Source organism: Ensifer sp. GW821-FHT05G01 (assembly GCF_059419585.1).
In genome coordinates this window covers 59,514-81,907 of the sequence record NZ_JBWKSC010000018.1, presented here as the reverse complement: position 1 = coordinate 81,907, position 22,394 = coordinate 59,514, and the positions used below count along the sequence as shown (strand labels likewise).

Here is a 22,394-nt window from a genome sequence, read left to right as displayed (position 1 = left end):
GCAGCGCGACAAGGCGCTGCAGTCTCTAAAGACCCGCAGGGGGAAAGCTAGAAGTTGGAGAATTTCGGCCGCCTATGATCGAGCGGCGTTCTCGTCAGAGCTCCTTCGGGGCCCTGTCCTTGATTTCAGGCCAGGTGGAAGTGGCCTGCTTGATGTTTCCGGGTACGTCTTGGAGCCAACGTGTCTGCGCCGGAGCGCCGACGTTGAGATAGAGCTTGCCGTCCACGATTCGCCAGATCATCGGATCGCCGTCCAGTTTCTTGTTGAGGGCGACGCCCATGGCGCAGAACCCACCGAATGCCGGGGCATATCGAGCGGGGTCGCTTGCGAATGCTGCCTTGTGCTCCTCGCTGGCAAAGTAGTACGTCGCCCCCTCGTAAGTGGCAGAAAACGCCTTCTGCCCCTCCTTCGGCTGGCCGCCGTCGAAGTAGGAGACCGGATCGTAGCCGCGCATGGCGACGCCGCTTCCATCGATATTGACCGAGGCTTTCGAACTCTCGTCGTATGCGTAAGCTGACTGAACGCTTAGGGGGAATGCGGCTGGCAGCGCTATCGCGAGCGCTGAAAGTCCTAGGCGCAGCGATCTGCTGAAAGTGAGTGACATTTCGGATCTCCATATGTCGGATGAACGGTACAAGGGAGAATTCGCCGCCAGCCCAAAAAACGTTACCCGATCACAGTCATGTGACCGCCACCACCCGAGCAAGCATGCAATCTGGATCGGAAGCCAGGACGTCCCGGCGGCGCATTCTCGCCCCATGTCCGGCTGCGATGGCATCCAAGCGACATCGACGCCGCCTTTCCCGTTGTGCCATGCGGTCCTCGCATCCACAGAACGGTTGCACGCGAGTCCCCTACGCGCCTCATGCGGCCGAAAGGATGCTCTCGATCCGTTTCGCCTTTTCGAAGTTTTCACGGGAGCCCGTTATTGCTGACTGGGTATCCTCCCGCACCTTGTCGAGGCGGGACGCGAGATCGCTGAACGACATGAGATTGGAGATCGCGCGGGCCGACGCCTGTTCGGCTTCGGCGACGCTCGAGCTGAGGGCAACGCAGATGTCCTGCATGTTCGACAGGCTGCTTGCGCTGCTCTGGGCGTCATGGCCGAGGCTTGCTCCAAGCTCAGTAAAATCGTCTGTCATCACAACGAGAGCCTCGTTCAGGTCTGCATGCCTGGTGGTAATCTCCCTCGCAAACGTTCCCGACGACCCCGCCAACTCCTTGAACTCCATCGCAACAGCTGAGAACGCTCGATCCTTGCCACCCGATCTCGAAGCTTCGATGAGCGCGTTCAATGAGAGCATCTGTGTCTGGCGCGCAATGTTCGTGATGTTCTCGGCCAAATCACTCGTCTGACGATATTGGTCACGGAAGCTCTCCAGCACCGCACTGAGGCGGGCGACTTCGCGGACCGCGTTGCGCAATGAAACGACCGTGTGCTCGATTTCGCGCACTATGCCCTGCGTCCCGACGACGGTGCTGTTGAGCTTTTCCGCGTTGCTATCCGAAGTTTTCTTCAGTGTAAGAAGATCGCTTTGCACGCTGGCGGACGACGATATCAGATCTTCCATGAACTTTAATCTATCCCGCGACGCTTTGTTCACTCTTTCTGCGTTTGCAGCGATCTGACGAGCAATGGAGATTACCTCTTCGTCCCTATCGACAGGTTTGACCATGGCAAGTTGTTCGATCATTTCAGCTTAACCCCATCCCCGAGTCTCACATTGAAATCAGCATTACCTATCCCAACGAAACCGACGTTGTAGACATTCGTTCAAATACTTTAACGCGATCGCATTCGCGGGCGCTAAATTTGGCTATGCGGGGACGACCACAGTCTAGCTCGTCCCGAGACAGGTTGGCCTGAACACGGCCCCGACATCCGTAACAAATCCTGTCGATCAGCCGAATTCTACCTACGCGTGGCACCACACTTAATCAGCGTGCCAGCGACCACGAGAAGCGGCGCGTTGAAGGACTGGGAGCGTGTGCCATACGCCGTTCCTAGCCTCGAGCACTCCGCATCTCAGATCCGGCACCCAGGGAGAGACGAATGGGCACCATCGCGCAAATCAGTAATCTTGTCCGAAGAGTAATAGCGGTTGCGGAAACGCACGCAGACAGGTGGCTCCTCGGTCTCCTCGCACGGCTCGTCTTCCTCGCCGTGCTCTACCTGTACTACCTGAGTTCAGCACTGACGAAGGTAGGCGAAGGGGTACTCGGATTCTTCAGCATCCAGGCGGGTGCCTACTATCAGATCGCCATGCCTGCTGTGGAAGCCGCGGGCGGCGACCCGGATGCAGTGTCCTTCCTCCCATGGGGTCTGATCGTCACGCTCGGGACCTACAGCGAGTTCTTGCTGCCTCTGCTCGTTGTGGCAGGACTTTTCACCCGAGTCGCGGCTGCCGGCATGATCGGCTTCGTGCTCGTGCAAAGCCTCGTCGACGTCACCGTGCATAATGTCGACGCCGCAACGATCGGAGCCCTCTTCGACCGCTTTCCCGACAGCGTGATCCTTGATCAACGACTGCTGTGGGTTTTCCTTCTGTCCTATCTTGCCCTGAAAGGCGGTGGGGCGTTCTCTCTCGATTACGTCCTGAGCGGACTTCGCGGGCAGGCGGCCCGCGAAGTCGGGAACGCGGTCGGCAACCGCTAGGCGCTTGCTCGTGCGCCGAGGGAAGAATGTCCTTCTGTACGTCCTTTCTGCGGGGGCTGTTGCCTTGACGGGGCTCGCTGCAGCAGCCTCCGACGACCCGCGGGTGCCTGTTCTAGCGCTTGTCGGGGTCGGGCTGGGCTTCGTGCTTTTTCGCTCGAATTTCGGCTTTGCGGGAAGCTTTCGTGCGGTCCTCGAAAGGCGGGACGCGAGCGGCTTCAAGGCCCAGGCAGTAGCGCTCGCCACAGCAAGCGTGATCTTCTTCCCTCTTCTCGCCTCAGGCAGCTTTCTGGGGCAGACGATCTCTGGCTTCGGCTCACCGATCGGAGCGGCATTACTTCTGGGCGGGGTTTTGTTCGGCGTGGGCATGCAGATTGGTGGAGGTTGCGCCTCTGGCACGCTCTTCATGCTCGGCGGTGGCGATCTTCGACTAGCGGCAACGCTTGCGTCCTTTGTGGCGGGCTCGGCCATCGGCGCGGCCCACTCCCACCTATGGTCTACACTGCCCTCATTGCCTGCGACAACCTCCCAGGACCTTCTGGGATGGCCAGCGGCTCTGTCGCTTCATCTGTTGATTTTCCTTGCCATATATCGGCTGGCACCGGGCGAGAGTCCGTCCTTCGCCCGACCCCGAACGCACAACCTCTCGTGCGGAGCGCTGGACCATTGGCCGCTTGCAAAGGGCGCGATCTGGCTGGCCGTACTGAACTCCCTGACCCTGGTTCTCGCAGGGCGGCCCTGGGGCGAGACGGCGGGGTTCACCCTCTGGGGTTCGAAAATCGCCATTCTACTCGGCTTCGATGCCGCACGATGGAGCTATTGGGCGGCCAACCCCTCGGCGTTGACGCATAGTGTGTTCTCCGACATCACGTCGGTGATGGATTTCGGCATTGTCTTGGGAGCCGCAGTTGCAGCAGCGACGAGCGGCGGTTTTTCCCTGCGATATCGAGCGCCTCCCGCAACATGGCTTGGCTCGGTCTTGGGAGGACTGCTGATGGGCTACGGAGCGCGGCTTTCCGGAGGCTGCAACATCGGGGCTTATTTTTCAGCGCTGGCGTCGGGGAGCATCTCTGCCTGGATCTGGGTCGCCGCGGCATTCGCGGGCAGCGCCGTCGGCATCAGGTTGCGGCCGATGTTTAAGCAGAGCTGACGTGGTCGCCAAATCACCATCGCAGCACGCGCTTGCCGACAAGATACCCCAGTGCTGAGACCACCAGTACGGAAGCGGTGTACCAAACGGCGAGAAACAGTGGGCTGTCGTCCGGGCAGCGCCAGGCATATAGAGAAGCCGCCGCGCAACTCGCTGCCATTCCAGCGACGGCACCCGCCATGCCTGGGTCACCCGGCGCGGCCTTCCGCAGCACAAAAACGATGCCAAGCAGTGGGGCGAACGAAAGCCCAGGAATGAAGACCAGGCAAACCAAGGCGTTTTGGCCCAACAAGCTGCCCATCCACAAAGCCGGGGGGATCGACATGAGCTCGGCTACGACAGCCGCGATCACGAGAGCGGGCGGAACAAGCAGCAACAGTTTCGACCAGTTGAGGTCTGCTCCGGGACGGCCAATTCGGAAGACCAGATTCGCTGCAAGAGCCGCGGAAAGCAGCGTAATTCCGAGCTTGAAGACCACCCGCAGCGAATTGATGGCTTCGCCAATATCGGGGCGTACTCCGATCGTCAGCAGAAGGAGTGCGGCCGAGACGCAGGCACCGCCCAGGAGCGCCATGGCCATGTAGGGGGCGAGCCGGAATGACGAGGCCGCGTCCGATGCCATAAGTTTGATCAGTTCGTCGGTTTTCATCTCACTTACTTCCATAACGAGTCGAAAGGAACTTCAAGGCGCGGTGTAGCGCCACGCGCACAGCCCCCTCGCTCATTCCAAGCTGCTCTGCAGTTTCGCGGACACCCGATCCGTCGATTGAAATCGACTGAACGATCGCGCGCTGCTGGGGTTTCAGCGAAGCCAGCGCGCGTTCGGTGTCCAGCCGATCCATTGCCGCCTCCTGTCGATCCTCCTCCGCCACCAGCGTCGTCATGAAGTCTTCGATCGGAAGCCATGCATGTCGATTTCGCCGACGCAGACTATCGATAAGCTTGTTGCGGACGATGGCCGAGAGCCAGGGGCCGATTGGACGCGTTCTGTCCCAGGTTCCCCGCTTCATATGTACGGCTAGCAGCACCTCCTGCACGATGTCTTCAACCTCAACTGCCTGCGCTCCGAACTGGTCGCAACGATGCTTCGTCATTGCACGCAGATAGGGAGCGACGGCGACGAGAAATTGATGGTAGGCCTCGCTGTCGCCGTCCAATGCGGCACGCATCCACGACGCCCACTGCTTCTCACGCGCCTCTACTCCGTCTGACATAACCTTCTACGCCCCAGCACACGATTTTGTTACCGCCTGGGCTTCTCTTTCTGAAAACCCAACAGTTCCACGGTTTCGGGAATGTACCGGGACTGGACCATCGACCTGCGGCAGAGCCATAGCCGTGTTGAAACCGGCGGTCGACTGTAACACTCCTGGCAGCGCCCTCGTAAACATGCTTGCAAGCCCGATTCCTGGCGCTTCCAACTATGGAGATATCCTATGAAGACTACTGTTGTCACGATGGCTCTCGCGACTTCCCTGGCGGCTGCATTGGCGGGCGCGAGCGTCCCGGCCCAAGCCGCGGACGCCAAGGAGAAGTGCTACGGCGTCGCGCTGAAGGGCCAAAACGACTGTGCTGCCGGACCCGGTACAACTTGCGCCGGAACATCGAAGGTGGACTATCAGCAGAACGCCTGGAAACTCGTCCCCGCAGGCACCTGCGTGACTCTCGAGACCCCGAATGGCCATGGAACTCTTGAAGCGGGGCCAGCACCCGTCTGATTGCCCGCACGCCGGAACTGGCGGCTCTGATGGCCGCCAGTGCATGTAACTGGATGTACCCCCATGAAGATGTCGCAACTTCCCCGTCGCGCGGGCGTAGGATTCAAACCCGGACACTTTCCCGCGATCAATGCCCATGATCAGCCCGTCGGCTTTTTCGAGGTGCACGCCGAAAACTACATGGGGCAGGGTGGACCGCCCCATGCTCAACTTCGCAGGCTTCGCGAGAGCTATGCGCTTTCCGTCCATGGTGTCGGTCTGTCGATCGGTTCGATGCAACCTCTGGACTCTGTTCATCTCGCCCGGGTGAAGGACGTCTGTGACCGCTACGAGCCGGAAAGCTTCTCTGAGCATCTTGCCTGGTCGACGCACGACTCGGTTTTCCTGAACGATTTGCTGCCCCTGCCTTACACGGACGCGACCCTGAAGCAGGTGGTGGAGCATGTGCATCAAGTTCAGGACGTGCTACGACGGCAGATGTTGCTCGAGAACCCGGCGACCTACCTTGCATTCGAGGAGACCAGCTGGACGGAGTCCGACTTTCTGACCGAGATAGCGAGACGTACCGGCTGCGGCTTACTACTGGACGTCAACAACGTGTATGTTGCATCAGCCAACCACAACCTGGATCCTCGCCAGTACCTCGCTGACTTCCCGGCTGAGCACGTAAAAGAGGTGCATCTGAGCGGCCACTCGCAAGCGGTCGATGATAGAGGGGCGAGGCTGCTGATCGATTCCCACGATACGGCAGTAATGAACGAGGTCTGGGTCCTTTACGAGGAACTTGTCGATCGCATCGGCCCGGTCGCGACCCTGATCGAATGGGATAATGATGTTCCCGATTGGCCGACATTGTGCGCAGAGGCGAAAGCCGCTGACGCGGTCCTCGCCCGCGCCGCTGCGGGCGCTTCCGAAAAGGCATAATGATGTCCCGCAACCTACAGGAAAATTTCGCGGCCGCACTTTTGGATCCGAAGCAATCGGTACCGGAAGGAACCGTGGCCTGGAACGGCCCACGGCCCCTGCGGCGGTTCGACGTGTACAGAAACAACGTAATCTCGGGGCTCGTCCGCGCTCTGGCTTCGCGGTTCCCCGCTACCGAACGGCTGGTCGGACAGGAGTTCTTCGGGGCGATGGCGCAAGAGTTTGTGCGCCTTCATCCCCCCTGCACACCCGTTCTTTTCTCATACGGCGATGACTTCCCGACGTTCGTGGAGAGCTTCGAGCCGGCGAAGGAGGTGAGCTATCTGCCAGATGTCGGTCGACTTGAGGCTGCGCGCGGGCGTGCATACCACGCCGCGGACGCACCACCTCTCGATCCGTCGCGGCTTGGTGCGGTGACCCCCGACAACGTGATGGCGCTTTGTTTCGTACCGCACCCTTCGCTGTCGATACTGCGGTCCAGATATCCCGTGGCGACGATATGGGCTATGAATTCTGATGAAGCGGAACCTGAACCAATCCGCGACTGGCGGGGCGAAGACGTGTTGGTGGTGCGACCTGACATGGTCGTTAGCGTCCATCGGCTGAGTCCCGGCGGTGCGGTCTTCTTGTCCAACCTTGCCGCAGGTGTTCCCCTCGGTAGGGCCGCCGCCGACGCGATGCAGGACGCGCCCGATTTCGAGCCTGCCGCGATGCTTTCCTTTGCACTTATGGCCGGAGTCTTCACCGAAGTCTTTGATCGGGTGACCGATCTTATGAACCGGGGCTACCCGGTTTCGTGCGCAACGGCGCCTGCCTGTTGATGACGAATGCTGTCGGACGTCTCTAGGCAGTCAACGCGTTCAACCAGGAAATGAGGCAGCGGGGAAGATCCCCGGATCTAGTCAGTTTCGCGGCGTTTATCTGTTTGTTGCAGGTCACCAGTCTTTCCCGCGTCGCGCATCATCGCCATCCGGGCGGTCGCCGCCCCGTGCGAGCTTACGACATACGGGACGATAAACGTAAGAACTAGCTTGAACAGGTTCACTGGCTTTGGCCCAAACAGAGCGTCGCCTTGGTTGATGAGGTTCAATACGGTCCCCACGATCAGCGCGACAAAAAGGGCCCGGCGAGGGATTCCGTCCGAGAGTGCATAGTGAAGCAAGCGTCTCAGGTCCCTCATTCAGCCTCCTGCATACCGGCGTCGTCCCGGCGTATCCGTAGTCGTATGCACTTCGTCGGCCACCTCTATCAAGCCGCGGCGCATCGCGACGACGACCGCCTGGGTCCGGTTCACCGTGTCAAGTTTGCGGATCGCCTTGAAAAGGTGATGGTTCACCGTGTTCTCTGACAGCCTCAGGATCTGGGCAATTTCAGCGCTTGTTTTCCCCGCGGCCGTCCAAGCCAGACATTCCCCCTCCCGAGCAGTGAGCACACCCGATTGGGGCCTCCGCGTGGCCCCAATCGCTGCCAATCTGCTAAAGAGCAGCATAGACGCCATTTGGAGCGCACCCCTGCTCCTTATGCAGATCGTCTCCTTAGCTCCGCTGAGCACAACCGCGCCCATGTTCCCCTGTGTGTCGTGCACAGGAAAAAAGTGTCCGTAGAGCAGACCCGTCTGACATAGGATTTCCTTCAGCTCCCGACGGTCGCGCCTTGACGACCAAGCCGTCAGCGTGTGTGAGAACGGTCTGGTCGTCCTTTTCAGCAAACAAAAGCAGGTCCAATCGTGAATCGCTGAACTGGCGTCGAGCCTTTGGACAAGATCGCTTGGCCAATTTCCGGTGATCGAGTGCGAGGCGAGCCTGTCTCCATCGAACAGAGGTAGCCGTACGATGAGGAAGTATGGTAGTCCGTGCTCCCGGCACCAGTGGCCGGCAAACGCGCGCACATCCTTGACTGTCAGCAGATCTGTGATCTCTTTCTTGAAGTCACAAGACGGCGAAGCGCCGTCGCCGTTCTGTAGTCCCGCCATCCCAGCAATGTCGTCAGCCGCACCGATCGGCAACAACGACGTCATCCAAGGACGACCCACGCACAGCCGATTGCGAGCAGCACGAACAACATCATCGATGGCAGTCCACGTTTCTGCTTGGGAAGGAAGGCGAATACACCGGAGAGCATCATCAGAATCCCAAGCGGCGGGGCCACCTTCCAGGTGTCTATCGTGGCACCCCTGCCCGCAGCAGATAGTACCGGTTTCATGTATCCGATCATCTGAGTCATTGCGTGGAACGTTCGGGTGACGGCGCGTTGCGGCGGCGTCCTGCCGTTCGCGATCGCGGCAAGCGCCTCGCCGATGGCGCCTGCCTCGTTCGCCCATTGCGCGCGAAAGAGAATCTTGCCGCGGTGGTCGACGATGTAGGCGCTGTTTGGCCGAGCGCCGAAGGCGCGGTGGAATGTTCCGTCGATGTCGTCCACTGCGACTTCGAACGGCAGATCATGGCGCCTTTTCAGCTCTCTGGCGCGCTGCCATTTCTGTTCTGCGGTCTTTGGTTGCGGCAGCGCCGCACCGGGATGAGCTTCGCGCACATTGATCATGACGAACCGGATCCTGGTTCCGTAGATCATGTGCAGTCTCTTCAGACCGGGCACAGCGCTTTCGGTCACCGGACATGTGAGCGACCCGAAGACGAATAGAATGGGCTGGGCGTCGCGAAAGGCGTCCGCACTCCGCAGAGGCGCGCCATCGGTCGTCAGAAGCGAGAATGGGTCGATCGCATCGCCCGGCCCGAGGTCGGTCGACTTAATGTACATGTCGTTCAAAATGTCGGGATAGACACGCGGATGATCGTAGCGGTACCTACGTGCGGCGGCCTCAGTCTTTTTTGCATTCGTCACTACAAGCAGCTCCTTGATCTTGATTGCGACCCACGCCGGGCCCGGACGCATGGCCAAACGCGACCTGACGGGCTCGACGTGGGCGTTTGCAGCGCCTGGCTACCGGTCCTCGCACCTTCACCGCATACAGACGCTGACACTGGGCGCCTGCAGCGCAGGCCGATGGAACTGGCGGGACACTCCAGCTCCACACTCTTTGCTGCAGGCCATCGCGCGCAGGCCGTCATCAGGAACGGGACTTCTCCAAGCCCGAGACGGGCTGGAATCTTGGATCGTGACCAAGCGGCGATCAGTATCCTGAGAACGAATGGATCGCGTCAGGCAGGCTTGGTCCAGGCGACGGGGCTGAACGCGGAATCAAGCGGGGTTCCGGCGATGTGGGTCGTGTAGTTCGAGATCGTCTTGATGCCGACACCGAGCACCACTTCCATCACCTGCTGTCTGTCGTAGCCTGCTGCGGTGAATGCTGCGACGTCCTGTTCAGACGCCCAGCCGCGCTGCGCGGTCACGATCTGCGTGAATTTCCGCAGCGCTTCCAGCTTTGCATCGGCGATCGGCGTTCCTGCGCGAACTGCATCGACCACGTCCTGGGGGACTTTCTGCATGGATGCCAGGGCACTGTGTGCAGCGACGCAGTACCCGCAGTTGTTCTCGTAGCTCACCGCCATAAGAACGACCTGTCGCTCCGCAGCGGTGAACGACGATTGCTCGAACAGCTTCGCCAGCGTCGTGTAGGCCGCGACGAGTGTCGGAGCGTTCGCCATGACACCCAGAAGGTTCGGAATGAAGCCGTAACCCTTCAGTGCTGCCGCCAGAGTGTCTTTGGAACCCTCTGGTGCGGTCTCTACGTTGTGTACTGGGAATTTCATATGCTCTTCTCCTAGTTTTGCGTGACTGTCACGCATATTTTGGAATGACCGTTCCAAAATCATTGCGATCCTGATCGGAAACTGCCTCAGTCGGGCTGCGCCCGACAACGCCCGCAGATTTCAGCCCAGATGGGCCCTGAGGTCGTCGTAGCCGCCGATGTGCTGTCCATCGATGAAGATCTGGGGGATGGTCCTCGCGCGCGGCAGACGCTCGCGCATTTCGTTCAGAACTTCAGGATCCGCGACGTCGCGTTCAACGAACCCCATTTTTCTCGTTGTGAGCAACTGTTTCGCGGCGGTGCAGTAGCCGCAGCTCTTGCCCGTGAAAATCTCGACCTTTTTCATGCGCATTTCCTCCTTCGGTTCAGTGTGAGACCTCTAGGATCGGCTTTATGCCGTCGAACATGGGTTCCAACCCGACCCCCAATGCATCGCCGAATTTCGAGATGCCGATATAGGTGGTGATGACGTATGCGGCGTCGACGATCTGGCTTTCCGACCAGTGCTGCTTCAGCCTGTCCCACAGGTTCTTCGAGACCCGGTTGGCGTCCTCGGTGATCTGAACTGCAAAATCCAGCAGCGCGCGCTCGCCATCACTGAAGTGCTCGCTTGTCCGATAAGCCTCCCCTTCGAGATCGGCGATCTTCGCCTCGGAGATTCCGAGCATGCTGGACACGCGTTCGTGCTGGACGACGCAGTACTTGCACGAGTTGGCCTGCGTCGCCTTGAGGATGAGCAGCTCCTTGGTGCTCCAGTCCAGGGGACCGTCCTTGAGGATCGCCAGGACGGTATCAGTGAAGGTTGCGCCGTATTCCGGCTGATGGCCGAACACCTTGAAGATGTTCAGCAGGGCGCTGAACCGCTCCTCCGCTTTGTCATAGAAAGAGACGGTTGTCGCATCCGCATTTTCGCGTTCGACATAGCTGACTGTCATTGGCTTCCTCCTTGTTGCAAACCATCTTGGAACGACCGTTCAAGAGACTTTAAAAATTTTTTACCCCAGCATGGCTTCAACCTGCCCGACGATGGCCTTCCTTGTCGCCACCTCGGCACCCGACCGCGTCAGAACCCGAAGACCTAGAAAAAGCCCCAGCAGAGTCTTGGCTGCGCCTTCAGGGCTGTCGTGCGCCGCCACGGAGCGGTTCAGCGCCCTCAACTCCAAGAGGAAAAATTCCTCCAGAGCATCAAAGCTTCCCTTCACGAGATCGGATATTTCCATGTCGTGTGGCGCCAGTTCGATAGCTGTATTCACAAGCAGGCAGCCCTTCGGTCCATCCAACTTTCCGTCGGTATCTGCAGCGGCCGCGAACGCCGCTACAATGGCTTCCTTCGGCGAGTATTTCGTTCCAATTGCCGAGAGGAACCTCGAGCGGTATATTTCGTCGTACTGCTTCAGAGCGGCGAGGAAAATGTCGCGCTTTCCGCTGAAATCAGAATAAATGCTTCCTCTGCCTACTCCGGTTGCCGTGACGAGGTCATTCATCGATGTCCCCTCATAGCCACGCGCCCAGAACGCCTGCACGGCACCACCAACAAACTCCGATGTGCTGAACTGTTTCTGTCCGGACAAATTGGTCTCTTTCTGTCTGCGCTCGCCCTGCCGTAGGCCGCACTTTGGTAGCTTGTTCTCCTGCGGCAAAAGGAAAACATCCGACCGTCGCCTTACCCTACACCATTTGGAACGATCGTTCAACACGGATTCCCTGGGCTTGCGCAGACAGAAAGAGTAGGAGGACCGGTCACGAGGGGTTTGTGTCCGGCCCCCAATGGCGCCCTAGTTAGGCCGCCTTCAGGATGCGCTTGACGGCGTCTTTCGTCGTCCAAAGTGCATTGGCGACGTAACGGAAGTTCGTCAACGCGGCCAGGTATCCGTCTCCCTCCGGAAGTTTGGCCGCGGCTGTCGCATCCCTCACTACTGCAACCTCGTAGCCGCGTTCCAGAAGGTCATAGAGGTGGGCCTGAACACAAAGGTTGGCGGACATGCCCGAGAGGATAACCTTCCTCACTCCGTTCTTGCGCAACTGCAGATCGAGATCGTTCGTCTCGGGTCCGTAAACTTTGTGCGGGCTCGCGATGATGGTCTTGCCGTCGAGGATCTGGTCCTTGAACTCAGGCATGAAGTCGGCGCCGGAGCCGTCGAAACCGTCCAGGTTCAATGGGCCCTTCCGATCGAACATCCCGATCGCATGCATGAGCTTTTCGAGCGGCCCCTCGAACTTCCAGCCGTGATCGGTCGGATAGTAGTAGTGAGGCGATACCGCTACGGTCAGCCCAACCTTTTTGGCAGCGCTCAGGAGGCGTCCGATATTCTTGACGGTGTCCTGCTCCTGGACGCTTTCTCCGACGACCTTCCAGGCAACGCCCTTGGGGCTCAGGAAGTCGATCAGCGGATCGACGATTACAAGCGCCGTATCCGCCAGTCCCACTTTTACGTCTGTCTGCGGCAGCACGGGTTCAGCGGGGTCGGCATAGGGTCCGGTTCCCGCGGCCTCAGCCGCTCCGGTTGCTCCCGCAATTGCAACACCCGCAATCGAGGCTGCAAGGCCGGCTGTCAGCAGGGCGCGTCGGTTCACGCCGCCGTGGGCGCATTCACCGCCGTGGGTGCATTTGTCGTGGTCGCTCATCGTCTACTCCTCTCGTGGCTGGCACGATGAGAGACTGCACCAGGTGCGGTGCCTTATCGTCTCCGAGATGTCTTGGTCACGGATTTCGCTTTTTGCGGCGCGACAGCCCTCGCTATCATCACGCCATGATGTTCGAAGACGTACTTGACGCACTCGATGTCCAGCTCGACCCTTTCGCCCTCTGCGAGGTCAGGGGGGGAGCCTCACTTGGATTGGGAAGGCGTCCGCACGCCGTGCTCCACTATGTCCTTGCGGGAGAAGGGACGATCAAGGTGGAGGGCTATCCGACCATATCGGCCGCCGCCGGCTCGGTCATTCTGATACCTGCCTTCTCTCCGCACAGCCTACGCGTTTCTGGACCGGGTGTCGGAGTGTTTCCGGAGTGCAGGCCGCTGGACCTGTCGCTTGAGCACCTCCGCTCGGGTGCGGGCGCTGGAGTGCTTGCGGCGATCTGCGGGCGTGTCTCCGTCGTCTATCGTGGACTGAGTGGGACGTTGGACTTCTTGAAGACGCCGATCATCGAGCACCTGGATGCGACCAACAGGGTGCGGGTCGCCCTTGAGGATCTTATAAGCGAACTGGCTCAGCCCACCATTGGAACGCGCGCCCTGGCGCGCACCCTTCTCCTTCAGTGCATCATACTGCTGTTCCGGTGGCGCATGACCGCCCGGGACCCCTCGACTACGTGGCTGCATGGCCTCACCGACGAAGTCCTGTGGAGCGCGCTTCGCGAATTGCTGGACCGGCCGGATCTTGCTCACACGATGGACACGCTTGCGGCAAACGTCGGAATGAGCCGTGGCAACTTTGCCAGTCGATTCAGGTCCGCCTACGGCGTCGGCCCGATCGACTTCCTTCGCGCAGTACGGCTACGCCGCGCGGCCGAACTGCTGGTGACATCGGACCTGCCCGTTAAGCGGATCGGCCGCTTGGTGGGCTACGAGAGCAGGCCCCATTTCTCAAGGGCGTTCAAGAACGCGCACGGAGCTGCGCCCGGTGCCTTCAGGCGGACCCTCGCGGCGGAGAAAATGCGTCCCTGACAAGTCGAGTCGGACAACGGCCGCTTGGCAATGCCCGTCGCAGGAGGCAGCACAACTTGAACAGGAGGTTCACAATGAAACGCCGGAGCGGTGTTCGGTCGGCGGAACCCGTCCTGTAGAGGCGGGCTGAGCAGCCCCAGTCCGACTGCAGTCCGAACGTCGACGCTCTAGGTGGAGGGGGGATCATGTTCCCAAAATGTCGGGACTTGCGCCAGGAGCGTCCGACGATCCAGCCGCCGTCGCGTCTTGCGGGTTCGTCCACGCCAACTGATCGAGAGCCGTCCTCAGCCGGGGAGCTGCAAAGTCTATGAACGCGCGGATCTTTGGCGCGATGAGCCGTGCTTGCGGGTAGACCAGGTGCACGGGCTGGGGCGGTAGTGCGAAAGCACTCATCATCGGTGCCAGCCTCCCATCGCGGATCTGGTCGCTCACCATGTAGGACAGTGCGACAGTAATGCCGTGTCCCATCTCGGCGGCCTTGATGGAGGCGGCTGCGTCATTGATTTCGAGCGCCGGGTGCAAGCCCACGCTGCCCGGTTTCTGCCCATGCAGGAAGCGCAATTCACGATTTGGCATGAGCCCTGTGAACGCGATCACGGAATGAAGCCGCAGGTCTCCCGGTGCAGCGGGCACCCCGCGCCTGGCCAGGTAGTCCGGGCTTGCGACCAGGATTCGTTGGACTGAACCGATCCGTTTGGCGACCAGGTTCGAATCCGGCAGGTGCCCGATGCGCACGGCGACATCAATACCTTCTTCAACGAGGTTGACGATCCGATCGAGCAGGAGAACAGATGCCGTTACGCGTGGGTGCTGACCGAGGAAGCCGCAGACTACCGGCGTCAGCGCGGATCGCCCGAACGTCGCCGAGGCAGTGACGGTGAGATGACCTTGCGGTGTTGCGGCCTCTCCAACCGCCTCCCTCTCGGCCGTGTCGAGATCAGCGAGGACGCGCCGCGCGCGCTCAAGGAAGCGTCGCCCGACGTCCGTGATCGTCAGACTTCGGGTCGTGCGGTTGAAGACCCGCGCGCCGAGCCGATCCTCGAGGGCCGAGATGGCGCGCGTCACGGCCGGGGGCGAAAGACGCATTCGCGCGCCTGCCTTAGCGAAGCTTCCGGCATCCGCCACGGCAATAAAAACCTCGATTTCGTGCAGTCGGTCCATCTATTTATTCCTTCTGACGGAATAAAGTGTTCCACATATCGGATATTCTTTCAATCTGCATAACGAACGACATTACGGAGGAGCGGAGCCGAGGAGCTTCGCACCACCAAAATGGAAGGATTGAATCTCATGGCTCGTGTCGCCGTTATCGACCCAACGACCGCCACCGGCGAGACCAAGCAACTTCTGGATGCCGTCCAGAGTGGTCTCGGCATGGTCCCGAACTTCATCCGCGTCTTGGCGAATTCGCCGGCCGCGCTGGGCGCTTTTCTGGGACTCCATGGAATCGCGGGGGCGGGCTCGCTCGACGCGAAGACGCGCGAGCGGATCGCCCTCGCCGTCGCCGAGCAAAACGCCTGCCAATACTGCGTATCCGCACATACGGCCATCGGCCGCAAGGTCGGCTTGGAAAATCACGAGATGCTCGCCAACCGCCTGGGCCAGTCTTCGGACGCCAAAGCGGCGGCCGCGCTGTCCTTCGCCCGAGCGCTGGTCGAGCATACCGGTCAGGTGAGCAAGGCCGAGTTCGACGCGGTCCGCGCCGCGGGTCACACCGACGCCGACATCATCGAGATCATCACACATGTCGCGATGAACATCTTTACCAACCTGCTCGGCAAGGCGACCCAGGTCGAGATCGACTTCCCCAAGATGGAACTGAACAAGGCCGCCTGACAACACAAGCGACCCGGCGCGGCTTCGGCCGCGCCTTCGCCTACTGCATGTCTCCTTAAATCGACCTCGATTTGAGGACGAAGACATGCGGCAAATCAAAGCGCTACAGCGACCTTTGCGCGTCAGATAAGACGCGCGGCGCTTTAGACAGCGGAAGGAAACACAATGAGCCAGACGCCTCAAACCAGCGCGCGTCCACCCCTCCCCCCGTTTACGCAGGAAACCGCAATCCAGAAAGTGCGGATGGCGGAAGATGCCTGGAACACCCGCGATCCAGAGCGAGTGTCGCTCGCGTATACGGAAGTCTGCCGCTGGCGCAACCGCGCCGAGTTCCCGGTCGGCCGGGTCGAGATCGTCGCCTTCCTGCAACGTAAATGGGCTCGGGAGCTGGAGTATCGCCTGATCAAGGAGCTCTGGGCCGTGGCCGAGAACCGCATTGCGGTGCGCTTTGCCTATGAATGGCGCGACGACGCCGGCAACTGGTTCCGCAGCCATGGAAATGAGAATTGGGAATTCGACGAACACGGCCTGATGCGGCTGCGCGTCGCGAGCATCAACGACCAGCAGATCCGCGAAAGCGACCGTAAGTTCCACTGGCCGCAAGGCCCCCGCCCTGCGGATCACTTGGGCCTCTCGGATCTGGGCCTGTAGCGCGCGGGCGCCGACCCGCGGGAGGATGTCATGCCGCATCATTTCGCCAAGATCGCTTTCACGCCGAGTGTGAAGAAAGTGCAGGAGGAATTGGGAAGCAGGTCCTCGTACGCTCGGATGGAGAGCGTGCCGGATCCCGCGAATTATCGGCTTACCAAAGCCGAGGCCGAGTTCATCACTGCGAGGAACTCGTTCTACATGGCCAGTGTTAACGAGACGGGATGGCCATACATCCAGCATCGCGGCGGTCCGACCGGCTTCGTGCGTGTACTCGACGAAAGCACGATCGGCTTCGCAGATTTCCGCGGCAACCGTCAGTATATCAGCGTCGGCAACCTGATCACGGACGATCGGGTGGCGCTATTCTTCATGGACTACCCAAATAAGACCCGTCTCAAACTGTTCGGCCGTGCCCGGGTCATTGGACTTGACGACTTGCTGCTGCCGCGCCTCGAGATGCCGGACTACCGGGCACGGATCGAGCGAGGCTTCGTCATCACGGTCGAGGGCTTCGACTGGAATTGTCCGCAGCATATCACTGAACGCTATACGCTCGAGGAAGTGCGGGCGATGACGGGATCTGGCCTCGTTCCCCTTGGGTGAAGCCGCCATCACCCGTCCACGCGGAGGGATGCGCGATTCAGATCGGCATCCGCCCGTCTCTGGAGTCGTTACCTTAGTCCGCTCGCAATTGCGGGTTTCTGCTGATCGCCCTGTCCTTCCCAGCCATCGTACCGTTAAGGCGACTTCGATCCGTCCCTGTGCGATGACGCCGCCGCTCATTTGCGGGCCCGAGCGCCATGGCGTTGGCTAGGTCGGACACGGTGGAAAAGTGTATCGGCATCAGTGCCTTATTGTCCACGAGGTGTATTCAAGGTCGAATCCATTTCACCCAGTCCGACTCTTGGATATGATCCGCATATGATGTTCGACGACATTCTTGACGCGCTCGATGTTCGGCTTGATCCTTTCGCTCTTTGCGAGATCAGGGGCGAAGCATCGCTGGGGCTAGGGCGCAGATCGCACGCGGTCCTTCACTACGTGCTCGCTGGGCAGGGGACGATCACGGTCGACGGCCACCCGGCCATACCTGCATCGGTGGGCTCGATGATCTTGATTCCCGCCTTCGCGGCGCACAGTCTGCATGCCTCCGGCACGGGCGTGGACACCTTCCCGGACTGCCGGCCATTGGATGTATCCATGGCACATCTGCAGGCGGGAGCAGGATCCGGCGTCTTCGCAGCAATCTGCGGGCGCGTATCCGTCGTCTATCGTGGCCTCAGCGGGACGATGGATCTGTTGAGGGCACCCATAATCGAAAACCTGGATCCGTCCGACCGGGTGAACGCCGCCCTGCAAGAACTCGTCACCGAGCTTGCGAATCCTACCGTTGGCACTCGCGCACTCGCACGCACCCTTTTGCTCCAATGCATTATCCTGCTCTACCGCCGCCGGATGGCCTCAGGGGATCCTTCGATGGCCTGGCTTCAAGGTCTCTCCGACGAAGCCTTGTGGGGTGCCTTGCGCGAACTTCTGGACCGGCCGGATCTCGATCACACGGTGGACTCGCTGGCCGAAAAAGTCGGCATGAGCCGCGCAAACTTCGCCAGCCGATTCAGCTCTGCGTACGGGGTTGGTCCGATTGATTTCCTGCGCTCGGTCCGGCTGCGTCGCGCCGCAGAACTCCTCGCCATGTCGGACTTGCCCGTCAAGCGGATCGCCAGGATGGTCGGATACGAAAGCCGAACCTACTTTTCACGGGCGTTCAAAGACGAGCACGGAGTCTCCCCGGACGCCTTCCGGAGAACCGTCGCTATCGATTTGATCCGCCCCTGATCGGACTTCCACCGCTTTGCCCTCCCGGAGTTCCACGACAGGCCCATTGGCGGCCGCTGCGTCTGCGCGATCGTGCGTGACCAGGAGTACAGGCAGCCCTTCGACGGCGACTCGGTCGAAAAGGAACTGCCGGAAGTCGCGCCTGAGTTCCGCGTCCAGCTTTGAAAACGGTTCATCCAGCAGCAAGGCCTCCGGAGCCGACAGCAGAGTCCGCATCAGCACCACGCGGGCGCGCTGCCCCCCCGAGAGCGTCGCAGGATATCGATCCTCGAACCCTGCAAGCCCGGCGCTGACAAGCGCCTTCGTGACCTGCGCGGTTCGCTCACGACCTCTGATGGCCCGGGAGAGCCCGAAAGCCAGGTTAGCGCCCACCGTCAGGTGTGGGAAGAGCACATCGTCCTGGAACAGGACACCGATCCGTCGGCGTTCGGGTGCTTCCTCACTGACATCCCGTCCACCCAAGATTATCTGTCCCATCGCGTGGAAGCCCGCATCGAGGTGCCCCCCGATGAAGGATAACAGCGAGGACTTCCCCGCGCCGCTCGGTCCCATGACCGTCGTAACGGTGCCCGGCTCGATGACGAGATCGAGCCCTGAGATGAGTTCTCGGCCCGCCACCGAAATACTGACTGATATCAAGTGCAAATCGCGCGTCATGGGCGTTGGGCCGTGTGAGAGTGGCGGCCAGGCGTCATGGGGTTTGGGACTATCAGCGCGGCCGAGTACACGATGAAAGGTAGGATTGCTTGAAGGACGGTCAGGACACCGACTACCCGCCTGTCGCCTCCGCTCGCCATCGCGATGGACTCCGTCGAAAGAGTCGCCAGACGCCCGCCGCCTACAAACAGCGTTGAGAGATATTGCGCCGCGCTCACGGCGAATCCAATTGCTGCCGCCACGAGGATTGGCCGGAGAAGGAGTGGCAGCTTGACAACAAAAAGGATTCGGAGGGGCGACACACCGAGGCTTGCGGCAGACCTGACGTAACGCGGATCGAGCGATTTCCAAGGATCTTCGAGCGATAGCAGCAGGTACGGGAATACAAAGATCAGATGAGACCAGGCCACGCCGATAAAGGTACCATCGGCGGATAAGATCACGGCCAGAACCTGAACGCCGAACAGGAAGGCAATCTGCGGCACGACTAAGGACAGGTAGAGCAGATTGGCTACGGGAGCGTGTCTCCTCGTTCCGGCGCGATCGTCCAGTTCCAGCCAAACCACGGCAAGGATGAGAGCCACGGCGCTCGTGCTTGCACCGAGGGTGAGAGTGTTCATCGTGGGCCAGATGACGGCGTGAAATTGGCGCCGCCAGACCTCGAGGCTCCATGTGGCTGGCACCGCATCCGGGAATGGCCACCGCCAGGCGACGGACCATACCGCAAGTGCCAGCAGCGCCCCTAGTCCAAGTATGATCACGGATGCGGCGACGACGGCAGAGATATGCAGTATCGGGGCTCTCGCGGAGCCCCGCGCTCCCGAGGTGATCCATCGGCGGCCGACTCGTATGGCAACTCGTTCGCCGATACGCCACATGCCGATGGAAACGATCACGAGGAGCAGCTGCAGCATCGCTGCGGCGGCTCCGCGTGGATACTGTGCCAGGTCCGGCGATGCCAGCAGACGAACCGCAACAACCGCAAGGGTCGGAGGATTCGATGGCGCGAGTACGAGCGCCATGTCGACCACGGAAATTGCGAACGCCAGCACTGCGTAAATCGGCAGGCGTATCTGGCTGTACACCTGCGGTGCAATGATCTTCGCCCAGATCATACCCCTGCCATAGCCGAGCGATCGAGCGGATCTGACTAGGTGATCCACTGGTAACTGGTTGAGAGCTGCAAGGACCATCACCAGGAAGAAGGGCAGTTCCTTCACTACCAACCCGACCACCAGTGCGCACCCCCAGGGATCCTGGACGGTCGCTATATCTGGTGGGGAATGGAATCCGGTCAGCCACGGGCTGGCGAGCCGCATCAGCCAGCCGCTCGGGGCAAGTAAAAATGCGAGACCGATCGCCATCGCGCCATGGGGCGCAGCGAGAACCGGAAGGGCGAGGCCAGTGACGGCGCGGCTGTATCGGCGACCATGAAGAGACGCGCAGAGACCGAAGGCAAGGACCAGTGCGATCGACGTGGCGACAATCCCCGTCGACAAGCTGAGCCGCAGGCTGGAGGCCACCCCGGGAGTGGCCAAAAGTCTACGCCACGGCTCCAGCCTCGGCTCGTCCCATCCGATGGACGGTAGATAACCGAAGGCGGGGAGGCTCGTGAAGGCCAGCCCCGCCAGGACAGGCCCCCCGACCAAAGAGAGAATCACGAGGTGTGTGACCTGGCGCGCGAACTTCGTCGTGCTCCGCTGTCTTGGTCGGTCCGAGACGAACCCTATCTGGCGTAGCGCCGCATCCATTCGTCAGTGATCCTGGTCATCCACGAGGGGTGCGGTTCGAGTAGCACTGTCCCCAGATCGTCGTTGTCGGGGAGCGCTGGATTCGTCGGCAGTTCCGCAAAGAGTCGGCGTTCGTCGGCGGCGAGCTTGTCGAGTGCGAGAACCGTGAAGCTTCCCAGAACGGCGATATTTTGCGCCTTTGCCTGCGTCGCCGGATCCAGGAGAAAATCCGCCACGACCATCGCGCCCTCCTTATGCGGGGAGTTATAGGGGATTGCGACGAAGCTGGAGTTGCCTATCGTGCCGCCAGAAAGGGTATACGTCCTCACGGTGTCGGGCAGCAGACCGGACTCGACCGAAGCCGCCGCCTCTGCCGGATCGAACGCCATGTAAAGGTCGATCTCTCCGTCGCCCAGAAGTTGCCGTGTCGCGGGGCCATTTGCGGGGAATTGCGCGCCTTGTCTCCAGAGGAACGGCTTCAGCCGCTCATACCATGTCCAGAGCGGCGCGGTTGTCGTCGCGAAATCGGCTTCCGAGACCGGACGCTGCAGTCTTTCTCGGTCTGGAGCAAGCTCGACGAGAGCCTGCTTCAGAAATGTGACGCCCATGAAGTCCCGTATGTCGGCATGTGTAAAGCGTCCAGGGTGAGCCTCGGCCCATGGCAAAAAGCCGGCGATCGTCAGCGGTATGTCGGGAATCCGAGCAGTATCATAGTTGAAGACCACCTGCGCCATCCGCCATGGGGACTCCATGCCGTCGACCGGAATTGTGAAGTCTGTGATGTTGGACGGCTTATCCTCGACATCGACATACCGGAAGTTCGGCAGATGCTGAGTGAAGGGTCCGAACAGAAGTTCCTTCTCCTTCATCGACAGGAAGTTTGGACCGTTGATCCAGATCAGGTCCAAAGATCCGCCTGTATCGCGGCCAGCGGTCTTCTCCGCCACCACCCGGGACACCGCTTCGGCGGTGTCCGCGAGCTTGACGTGACGGACGCTGACTCCATATCGCTCCCGGACTTGTTGTCCGACCCAATCAATGAATGAATTCGTCCTCTCGTCGCCGCCCCACGCATTCCAGTACACCGTCTGGCCGCGTGCCTTCGACACGATGTCACTCCAGTCATCCGACGCCTGGACCGGGCTCTGACCGATTGTCGTGACCACGGCTGCCGCGACCAGCGCAGAGCTAGCGAGCTTCTTGATTGCCGAAATCATCAATTGTTTCCTTTCTGTCGTCTGCATGTGTCATTCCCTCCGGCGGTCCCGAAGCTTTTCCATCCCCACCACCAACGCATGCACGTCGTCACGGCGCAGAGAGACGCGAAGGCGTAGGCGATCGCTGGAAATGCATGCGGCCAGAGGCACATCGCCAAGAATGCGGCGATCGTCTCGGCACCCTCCGTCAGCCCACCGAGGTAGTAGATCCCCTTGGCCGGATATTGTGCGGAAGACATGCGCGAACGGGCAGCCACCGCTGCAAAGGCAAGGAAGCTGCTCCCCGTTCCGACAAAACCCAGCAGAAGGGCGCTCGCCGCCATGGCGTTGTTGCCTGGGTCGGCAAGGGCAAACCCGAACGGCACGAGTGCGTAGAACGCGAAATCGAGTGCGATGTCGAGGAAAGCCCCTCGGTCGGTGGGGCCGCGCCGCCGCGCCAGCACTCCATCCAAACCGTCCAGGGTCCGATTAAAGAGGATCACGACCGACGCTGCGGCGAAGCAGCCATGAGCAAGCAGCGGCACCACGGTCAGACCTGCGGCAAATCCCAGGAGGGTGACCGTATCGGCTCGCACGCCCTTTCCTTCTAGCCATCCGGCCGTTGGGTCGAGCAGGCGGCTCTGGAATGGAAGCAGGTGTCGGTCGATCACG

At 60.6% G+C, this 22,394-nt stretch carries 27 protein-coding genes; 10 read left to right on the top strand and 17 right to left on the bottom strand.

Annotated elements, in window-relative coordinates:
* Positions 1-94 precede the first annotated feature (94 nt).
* A complete protein-coding gene (locus AC07UR_RS31905) occupies positions 95-604 on the bottom strand; it encodes a YHS domain-containing (seleno)protein (RefSeq protein ID WP_494700391.1) in 510 nt (169 codons plus the stop codon).
* Between the two features lie 259 nt (positions 605-863).
* Positions 864-1,694: a methyl-accepting chemotaxis protein gene (locus tag AC07UR_RS31900; RefSeq protein ID WP_494700390.1), complete on the bottom strand. Its 831-nt coding sequence runs from the start codon at positions 1,692-1,694 to the stop codon at positions 864-866.
* Between the two features lie 359 nt (positions 1,695-2,053).
* On the opposite strand from AC07UR_RS31900, the gene AC07UR_RS31895 reads away from it, so the two are divergent.
* Positions 2,054-2,656, top strand: coding sequence for a DoxX family protein (locus AC07UR_RS31895; RefSeq protein WP_494700389.1), 603 nt, complete (start codon positions 2,054-2,056; stop codon positions 2,654-2,656).
* 64 nt (positions 2,657-2,720) lie between these two features.
* Positions 2,721-3,803, top strand: coding sequence for a YeeE/YedE family protein (locus AC07UR_RS31890; protein ID WP_494700388.1), 1,083 nt, complete (start codon positions 2,721-2,723; stop codon positions 3,801-3,803).
* Positions 3,804-3,816: 13 nt separating this feature from the next.
* On the opposite strand, the gene AC07UR_RS31885 is transcribed toward AC07UR_RS31890, so the two are convergent.
* Together AC07UR_RS31885 and AC07UR_RS31880 are read right to left on the bottom strand one after the other, a co-directional pair.
* Positions 3,817-4,452 carry an NrsF family protein gene (locus tag AC07UR_RS31885; protein ID WP_494700387.1) on the bottom strand — a complete coding sequence of 212 codons (636 nt, stop codon included), beginning with the start codon at positions 4,450-4,452 and terminating at the stop codon, positions 3,817-3,819.
* A 1-nt stretch (position 4,453) separates the two neighbouring features.
* On the bottom strand, positions 4,454-5,017 hold the full coding sequence (locus tag AC07UR_RS31880) for a sigma-70 family RNA polymerase sigma factor (RefSeq protein ID WP_494700386.1): 564 nt from the start codon (positions 5,015-5,017) through the stop codon (positions 4,454-4,456).
* A gap of 222 nt (positions 5,018-5,239) precedes the next feature.
* Here AC07UR_RS31880 and AC07UR_RS31875 point away from each other — a divergent pair, with 222 nt between their 5' ends.
* The 3 genes from AC07UR_RS31875 (at position 5,240) to AC07UR_RS31865 (ending at position 7,266) form a co-directional block, all read left to right on the top strand.
* On the top strand, positions 5,240-5,521 hold the full coding sequence (locus tag AC07UR_RS31875; RefSeq protein WP_494700385.1) for a BufA1 family periplasmic bufferin-type metallophore: 282 nt from the start codon (positions 5,240-5,242) through the stop codon (positions 5,519-5,521).
* Positions 5,522-5,584: 63 nt separating this feature from the next.
* The gene (gene bufB, locus AC07UR_RS31870; protein ID WP_494700384.1) at positions 5,585-6,445 is read left to right on the top strand and encodes an MNIO family bufferin maturase; all 861 of its coding nucleotides are present in this window, start codon (positions 5,585-5,587) and stop codon (positions 6,443-6,445) included.
* Positions 6,445-7,266, top strand: a complete 822-nt coding sequence (locus AC07UR_RS31865) for an HvfC/BufC N-terminal domain-containing protein (protein WP_494700383.1) — start codon at positions 6,445-6,447, stop codon at positions 7,264-7,266. Before bufB ends, AC07UR_RS31865 begins: the two co-directional genes overlap by 1 nt.
* 77 nt (positions 7,267-7,343) lie before the next feature.
* Here the strand turns inward: AC07UR_RS31865 and nrtS are convergent, their stop codons facing one another.
* The 8 genes from nrtS to AC07UR_RS31825 form a co-directional block, all read right to left on the bottom strand.
* Positions 7,344-7,625: a nitrate/nitrite transporter NrtS gene (gene nrtS, locus AC07UR_RS31860; protein ID WP_494700382.1), complete on the bottom strand. Its 282-nt coding sequence runs from the start codon at positions 7,623-7,625 to the stop codon at positions 7,344-7,346.
* Positions 7,626-8,462, bottom strand: a complete 837-nt coding sequence (locus AC07UR_RS31855) for a helix-turn-helix transcriptional regulator (RefSeq protein WP_494700381.1) — start codon at positions 8,460-8,462, stop codon at positions 7,626-7,628.
* Positions 8,459-9,199 carry a deiodinase-like protein gene (locus AC07UR_RS31850; protein WP_494724412.1) on the bottom strand — a complete coding sequence of 247 codons (741 nt, stop codon included), beginning with the start codon at positions 9,197-9,199 and terminating at the stop codon, positions 8,459-8,461. Before AC07UR_RS31850 ends, AC07UR_RS31855 begins: the two co-directional genes overlap by 4 nt.
* A gap of 401 nt (positions 9,200-9,600) precedes the next feature.
* The gene (locus AC07UR_RS31845; RefSeq protein WP_494700379.1) at positions 9,601-10,152 is read right to left on the bottom strand and encodes a carboxymuconolactone decarboxylase family protein; all 552 of its coding nucleotides are present in this window, start codon (positions 10,150-10,152) and stop codon (positions 9,601-9,603) included.
* A 120-nt stretch (positions 10,153-10,272) separates the two neighbouring features.
* On the bottom strand, positions 10,273-10,497 hold the full coding sequence (locus AC07UR_RS31840; RefSeq protein ID WP_494700378.1) for a glutaredoxin: 225 nt from the start codon (positions 10,495-10,497) through the stop codon (positions 10,273-10,275).
* Positions 10,498-10,516: 19 nt separating this feature from the next.
* Positions 10,517-11,086: a carboxymuconolactone decarboxylase family protein gene (locus tag AC07UR_RS31835; protein ID WP_494700377.1), complete on the bottom strand. Its 570-nt coding sequence runs from the start codon at positions 11,084-11,086 to the stop codon at positions 10,517-10,519.
* Between the two features lie 60 nt (positions 11,087-11,146).
* Positions 11,147-11,674, bottom strand: coding sequence for a TetR/AcrR family transcriptional regulator (locus AC07UR_RS31830; protein ID WP_494700476.1), 528 nt, complete (start codon positions 11,672-11,674; stop codon positions 11,147-11,149).
* Positions 11,675-11,930: 256 nt separating this feature from the next.
* The gene (locus tag AC07UR_RS31825; RefSeq protein ID WP_494700376.1) at positions 11,931-12,776 is read right to left on the bottom strand and encodes a cysteine hydrolase family protein; all 846 of its coding nucleotides are present in this window, start codon (positions 12,774-12,776) and stop codon (positions 11,931-11,933) included.
* A gap of 503 nt (positions 12,777-13,279) precedes the next feature.
* Between AC07UR_RS31825 and AC07UR_RS31820 the strand changes: the two genes are divergently transcribed.
* Entirely contained in the window at positions 13,280-13,816 is a 537-nt protein-coding gene (locus AC07UR_RS31820; protein WP_494700375.1) for a helix-turn-helix transcriptional regulator, read from the top strand.
* Positions 13,817-13,999: 183 nt separating this feature from the next.
* On the opposite strand, the gene AC07UR_RS31815 is transcribed toward AC07UR_RS31820, so the two are convergent.
* The gene (locus AC07UR_RS31815) at positions 14,000-14,977 is read right to left on the bottom strand and encodes a LysR family transcriptional regulator (protein WP_494700374.1); all 978 of its coding nucleotides are present in this window, start codon (positions 14,975-14,977) and stop codon (positions 14,000-14,002) included.
* A 129-nt stretch (positions 14,978-15,106) separates the two neighbouring features.
* On the opposite strand from AC07UR_RS31815, the gene AC07UR_RS31810 reads away from it, so the two are divergent.
* The 4 genes from AC07UR_RS31810 to AC07UR_RS31795 all read left to right on the top strand — a co-directional run bounded on the left by AC07UR_RS31810 (position 15,107) and on the right by AC07UR_RS31795 (position 18,139).
* A complete protein-coding gene (locus AC07UR_RS31810) occupies positions 15,107-15,652 on the top strand; it encodes a carboxymuconolactone decarboxylase family protein (RefSeq protein ID WP_494700373.1) in 546 nt (181 codons plus the stop codon).
* A gap of 165 nt (positions 15,653-15,817) precedes the next feature.
* Positions 15,818-16,303 carry a nuclear transport factor 2 family protein gene (locus AC07UR_RS31805; protein ID WP_494700372.1) on the top strand — a complete coding sequence of 162 codons (486 nt, stop codon included), beginning with the start codon at positions 15,818-15,820 and terminating at the stop codon, positions 16,301-16,303.
* Between the two features lie 30 nt (positions 16,304-16,333).
* Complete coding sequence (locus AC07UR_RS31800; protein WP_494700371.1) at positions 16,334-16,906, top strand: pyridoxamine 5'-phosphate oxidase family protein; 573 nt, start codon at positions 16,334-16,336, stop codon at positions 16,904-16,906.
* A 318-nt stretch (positions 16,907-17,224) separates the two neighbouring features.
* Positions 17,225-18,139: a helix-turn-helix transcriptional regulator gene (locus tag AC07UR_RS31795; RefSeq protein WP_494700370.1), complete on the top strand. Its 915-nt coding sequence runs from the start codon at positions 17,225-17,227 to the stop codon at positions 18,137-18,139.
* On the opposite strand, the gene AC07UR_RS31790 is transcribed toward AC07UR_RS31795, so the two are convergent.
* The 4 genes from AC07UR_RS31790 to AC07UR_RS31775 are packed head-to-tail and all read right to left on the bottom strand — an operon-like array spanning position 18,059 to position 22,393.
* Complete coding sequence (locus AC07UR_RS31790) at positions 18,059-18,796, bottom strand: ATP-binding cassette domain-containing protein (protein ID WP_494700369.1); 738 nt, start codon at positions 18,794-18,796, stop codon at positions 18,059-18,061. The genes AC07UR_RS31795 and AC07UR_RS31790 overlap by 81 nt on opposite strands.
* The gene (locus AC07UR_RS31785) at positions 18,793-20,547 is read right to left on the bottom strand and encodes an ABC transporter permease (protein ID WP_494700368.1); all 1,755 of its coding nucleotides are present in this window, start codon (positions 20,545-20,547) and stop codon (positions 18,793-18,795) included. Before AC07UR_RS31785 ends, AC07UR_RS31790 begins: the two co-directional genes overlap by 4 nt.
* A complete protein-coding gene (locus AC07UR_RS31780; protein ID WP_494700367.1) occupies positions 20,523-21,770 on the bottom strand; it encodes an ABC transporter substrate-binding protein in 1,248 nt (415 codons plus the stop codon). The genes AC07UR_RS31785 and AC07UR_RS31780 overlap by 25 nt, the downstream gene beginning before the upstream one ends.
* Positions 21,743-22,393, bottom strand: coding sequence for a CDP-alcohol phosphatidyltransferase family protein (locus tag AC07UR_RS31775; RefSeq protein ID WP_494700366.1), 651 nt, complete (start codon positions 22,391-22,393; stop codon positions 21,743-21,745). Before AC07UR_RS31775 ends, AC07UR_RS31780 begins: the two co-directional genes overlap by 28 nt.
* Position 22,394: the final 1 nt, after the last annotated feature.

Coding starts and splice junctions, on each gene's coding strand:
- AC07UR_RS31840 (WP_494700378.1), bottom strand. CDS start 10,497: ATGAAAAAGGTCGAGATTTTCACGGGCAAGAGCTGCGGCTACTGCACC.
- AC07UR_RS31825 (WP_494700376.1), bottom strand. CDS start 12,776: ATGAGCGACCACGACAAATGCACCCACGGCGGTGAATGCGCCCACGGC.
- AC07UR_RS31900 (WP_494700390.1), bottom strand. CDS start 1,694: ATGATCGAACAACTTGCCATGGTCAAACCTGTCGATAGGGACGAAGAG.
- AC07UR_RS31815 (WP_494700374.1), bottom strand. CDS start 14,977: ATGGACCGACTGCACGAAATCGAGGTTTTTATTGCCGTGGCGGATGCC.
- AC07UR_RS31780 (WP_494700367.1), bottom strand. CDS start 21,770: ATGCAGACGACAGAAAGGAAACAATTGATGATTTCGGCAATCAAGAAG.
- AC07UR_RS31835 (WP_494700377.1), bottom strand. CDS start 11,086: ATGACAGTCAGCTATGTCGAACGCGAAAATGCGGATGCGACAACCGTC.
- AC07UR_RS31850 (WP_494724412.1), bottom strand. CDS start 9,199: ATGTACATTAAGTCGACCGACCTCGGGCCGGGCGATGCGATCGACCCA.
- AC07UR_RS31785 (WP_494700368.1), bottom strand. CDS start 20,547: ATGGATGCGGCGCTACGCCAGATAGGGTTCGTCTCGGACCGACCAAGA.
- AC07UR_RS31845 (WP_494700379.1), bottom strand. CDS start 10,152: ATGAAATTCCCAGTACACAACGTAGAGACCGCACCAGAGGGTTCCAAA.
- nrtS (WP_494700382.1), bottom strand. CDS start 7,625: ATGAGGGACCTGAGACGCTTGCTTCACTATGCACTCTCGGACGGAATC.
- AC07UR_RS31885 (WP_494700387.1), bottom strand. CDS start 4,452: ATGAAAACCGACGAACTGATCAAACTTATGGCATCGGACGCGGCCTCG.
- AC07UR_RS31805 (WP_494700372.1), top strand. CDS start 15,818: ATGAGCCAGACGCCTCAAACCAGCGCGCGTCCACCCCTCCCCCCGTTT.
- AC07UR_RS31795 (WP_494700370.1), top strand. CDS start 17,225: ATGATGTTCGACGACATTCTTGACGCGCTCGATGTTCGGCTTGATCCT.
- AC07UR_RS31875 (WP_494700385.1), top strand. CDS start 5,240: ATGAAGACTACTGTTGTCACGATGGCTCTCGCGACTTCCCTGGCGGCT.
- AC07UR_RS31905 (WP_494700391.1), bottom strand. CDS start 604: ATGTCACTCACTTTCAGCAGATCGCTGCGCCTAGGACTTTCAGCGCTC.
- AC07UR_RS31800 (WP_494700371.1), top strand. CDS start 16,334: ATGCCGCATCATTTCGCCAAGATCGCTTTCACGCCGAGTGTGAAGAAA.
- AC07UR_RS31810 (WP_494700373.1), top strand. CDS start 15,107: ATGGCTCGTGTCGCCGTTATCGACCCAACGACCGCCACCGGCGAGACC.
- AC07UR_RS31865 (WP_494700383.1), top strand. CDS start 6,445: ATGATGTCCCGCAACCTACAGGAAAATTTCGCGGCCGCACTTTTGGAT.
- AC07UR_RS31895 (WP_494700389.1), top strand. CDS start 2,054: ATGGGCACCATCGCGCAAATCAGTAATCTTGTCCGAAGAGTAATAGCG.
- AC07UR_RS31855 (WP_494700381.1), bottom strand. CDS start 8,462: ATGACGTCGTTGTTGCCGATCGGTGCGGCTGACGACATTGCTGGGATG.
- bufB (WP_494700384.1), top strand. CDS start 5,585: ATGAAGATGTCGCAACTTCCCCGTCGCGCGGGCGTAGGATTCAAACCC.
- AC07UR_RS31790 (WP_494700369.1), bottom strand. CDS start 18,796: ATGACGCGCGATTTGCACTTGATATCAGTCAGTATTTCGGTGGCGGGC.
- AC07UR_RS31880 (WP_494700386.1), bottom strand. CDS start 5,017: ATGTCAGACGGAGTAGAGGCGCGTGAGAAGCAGTGGGCGTCGTGGATG.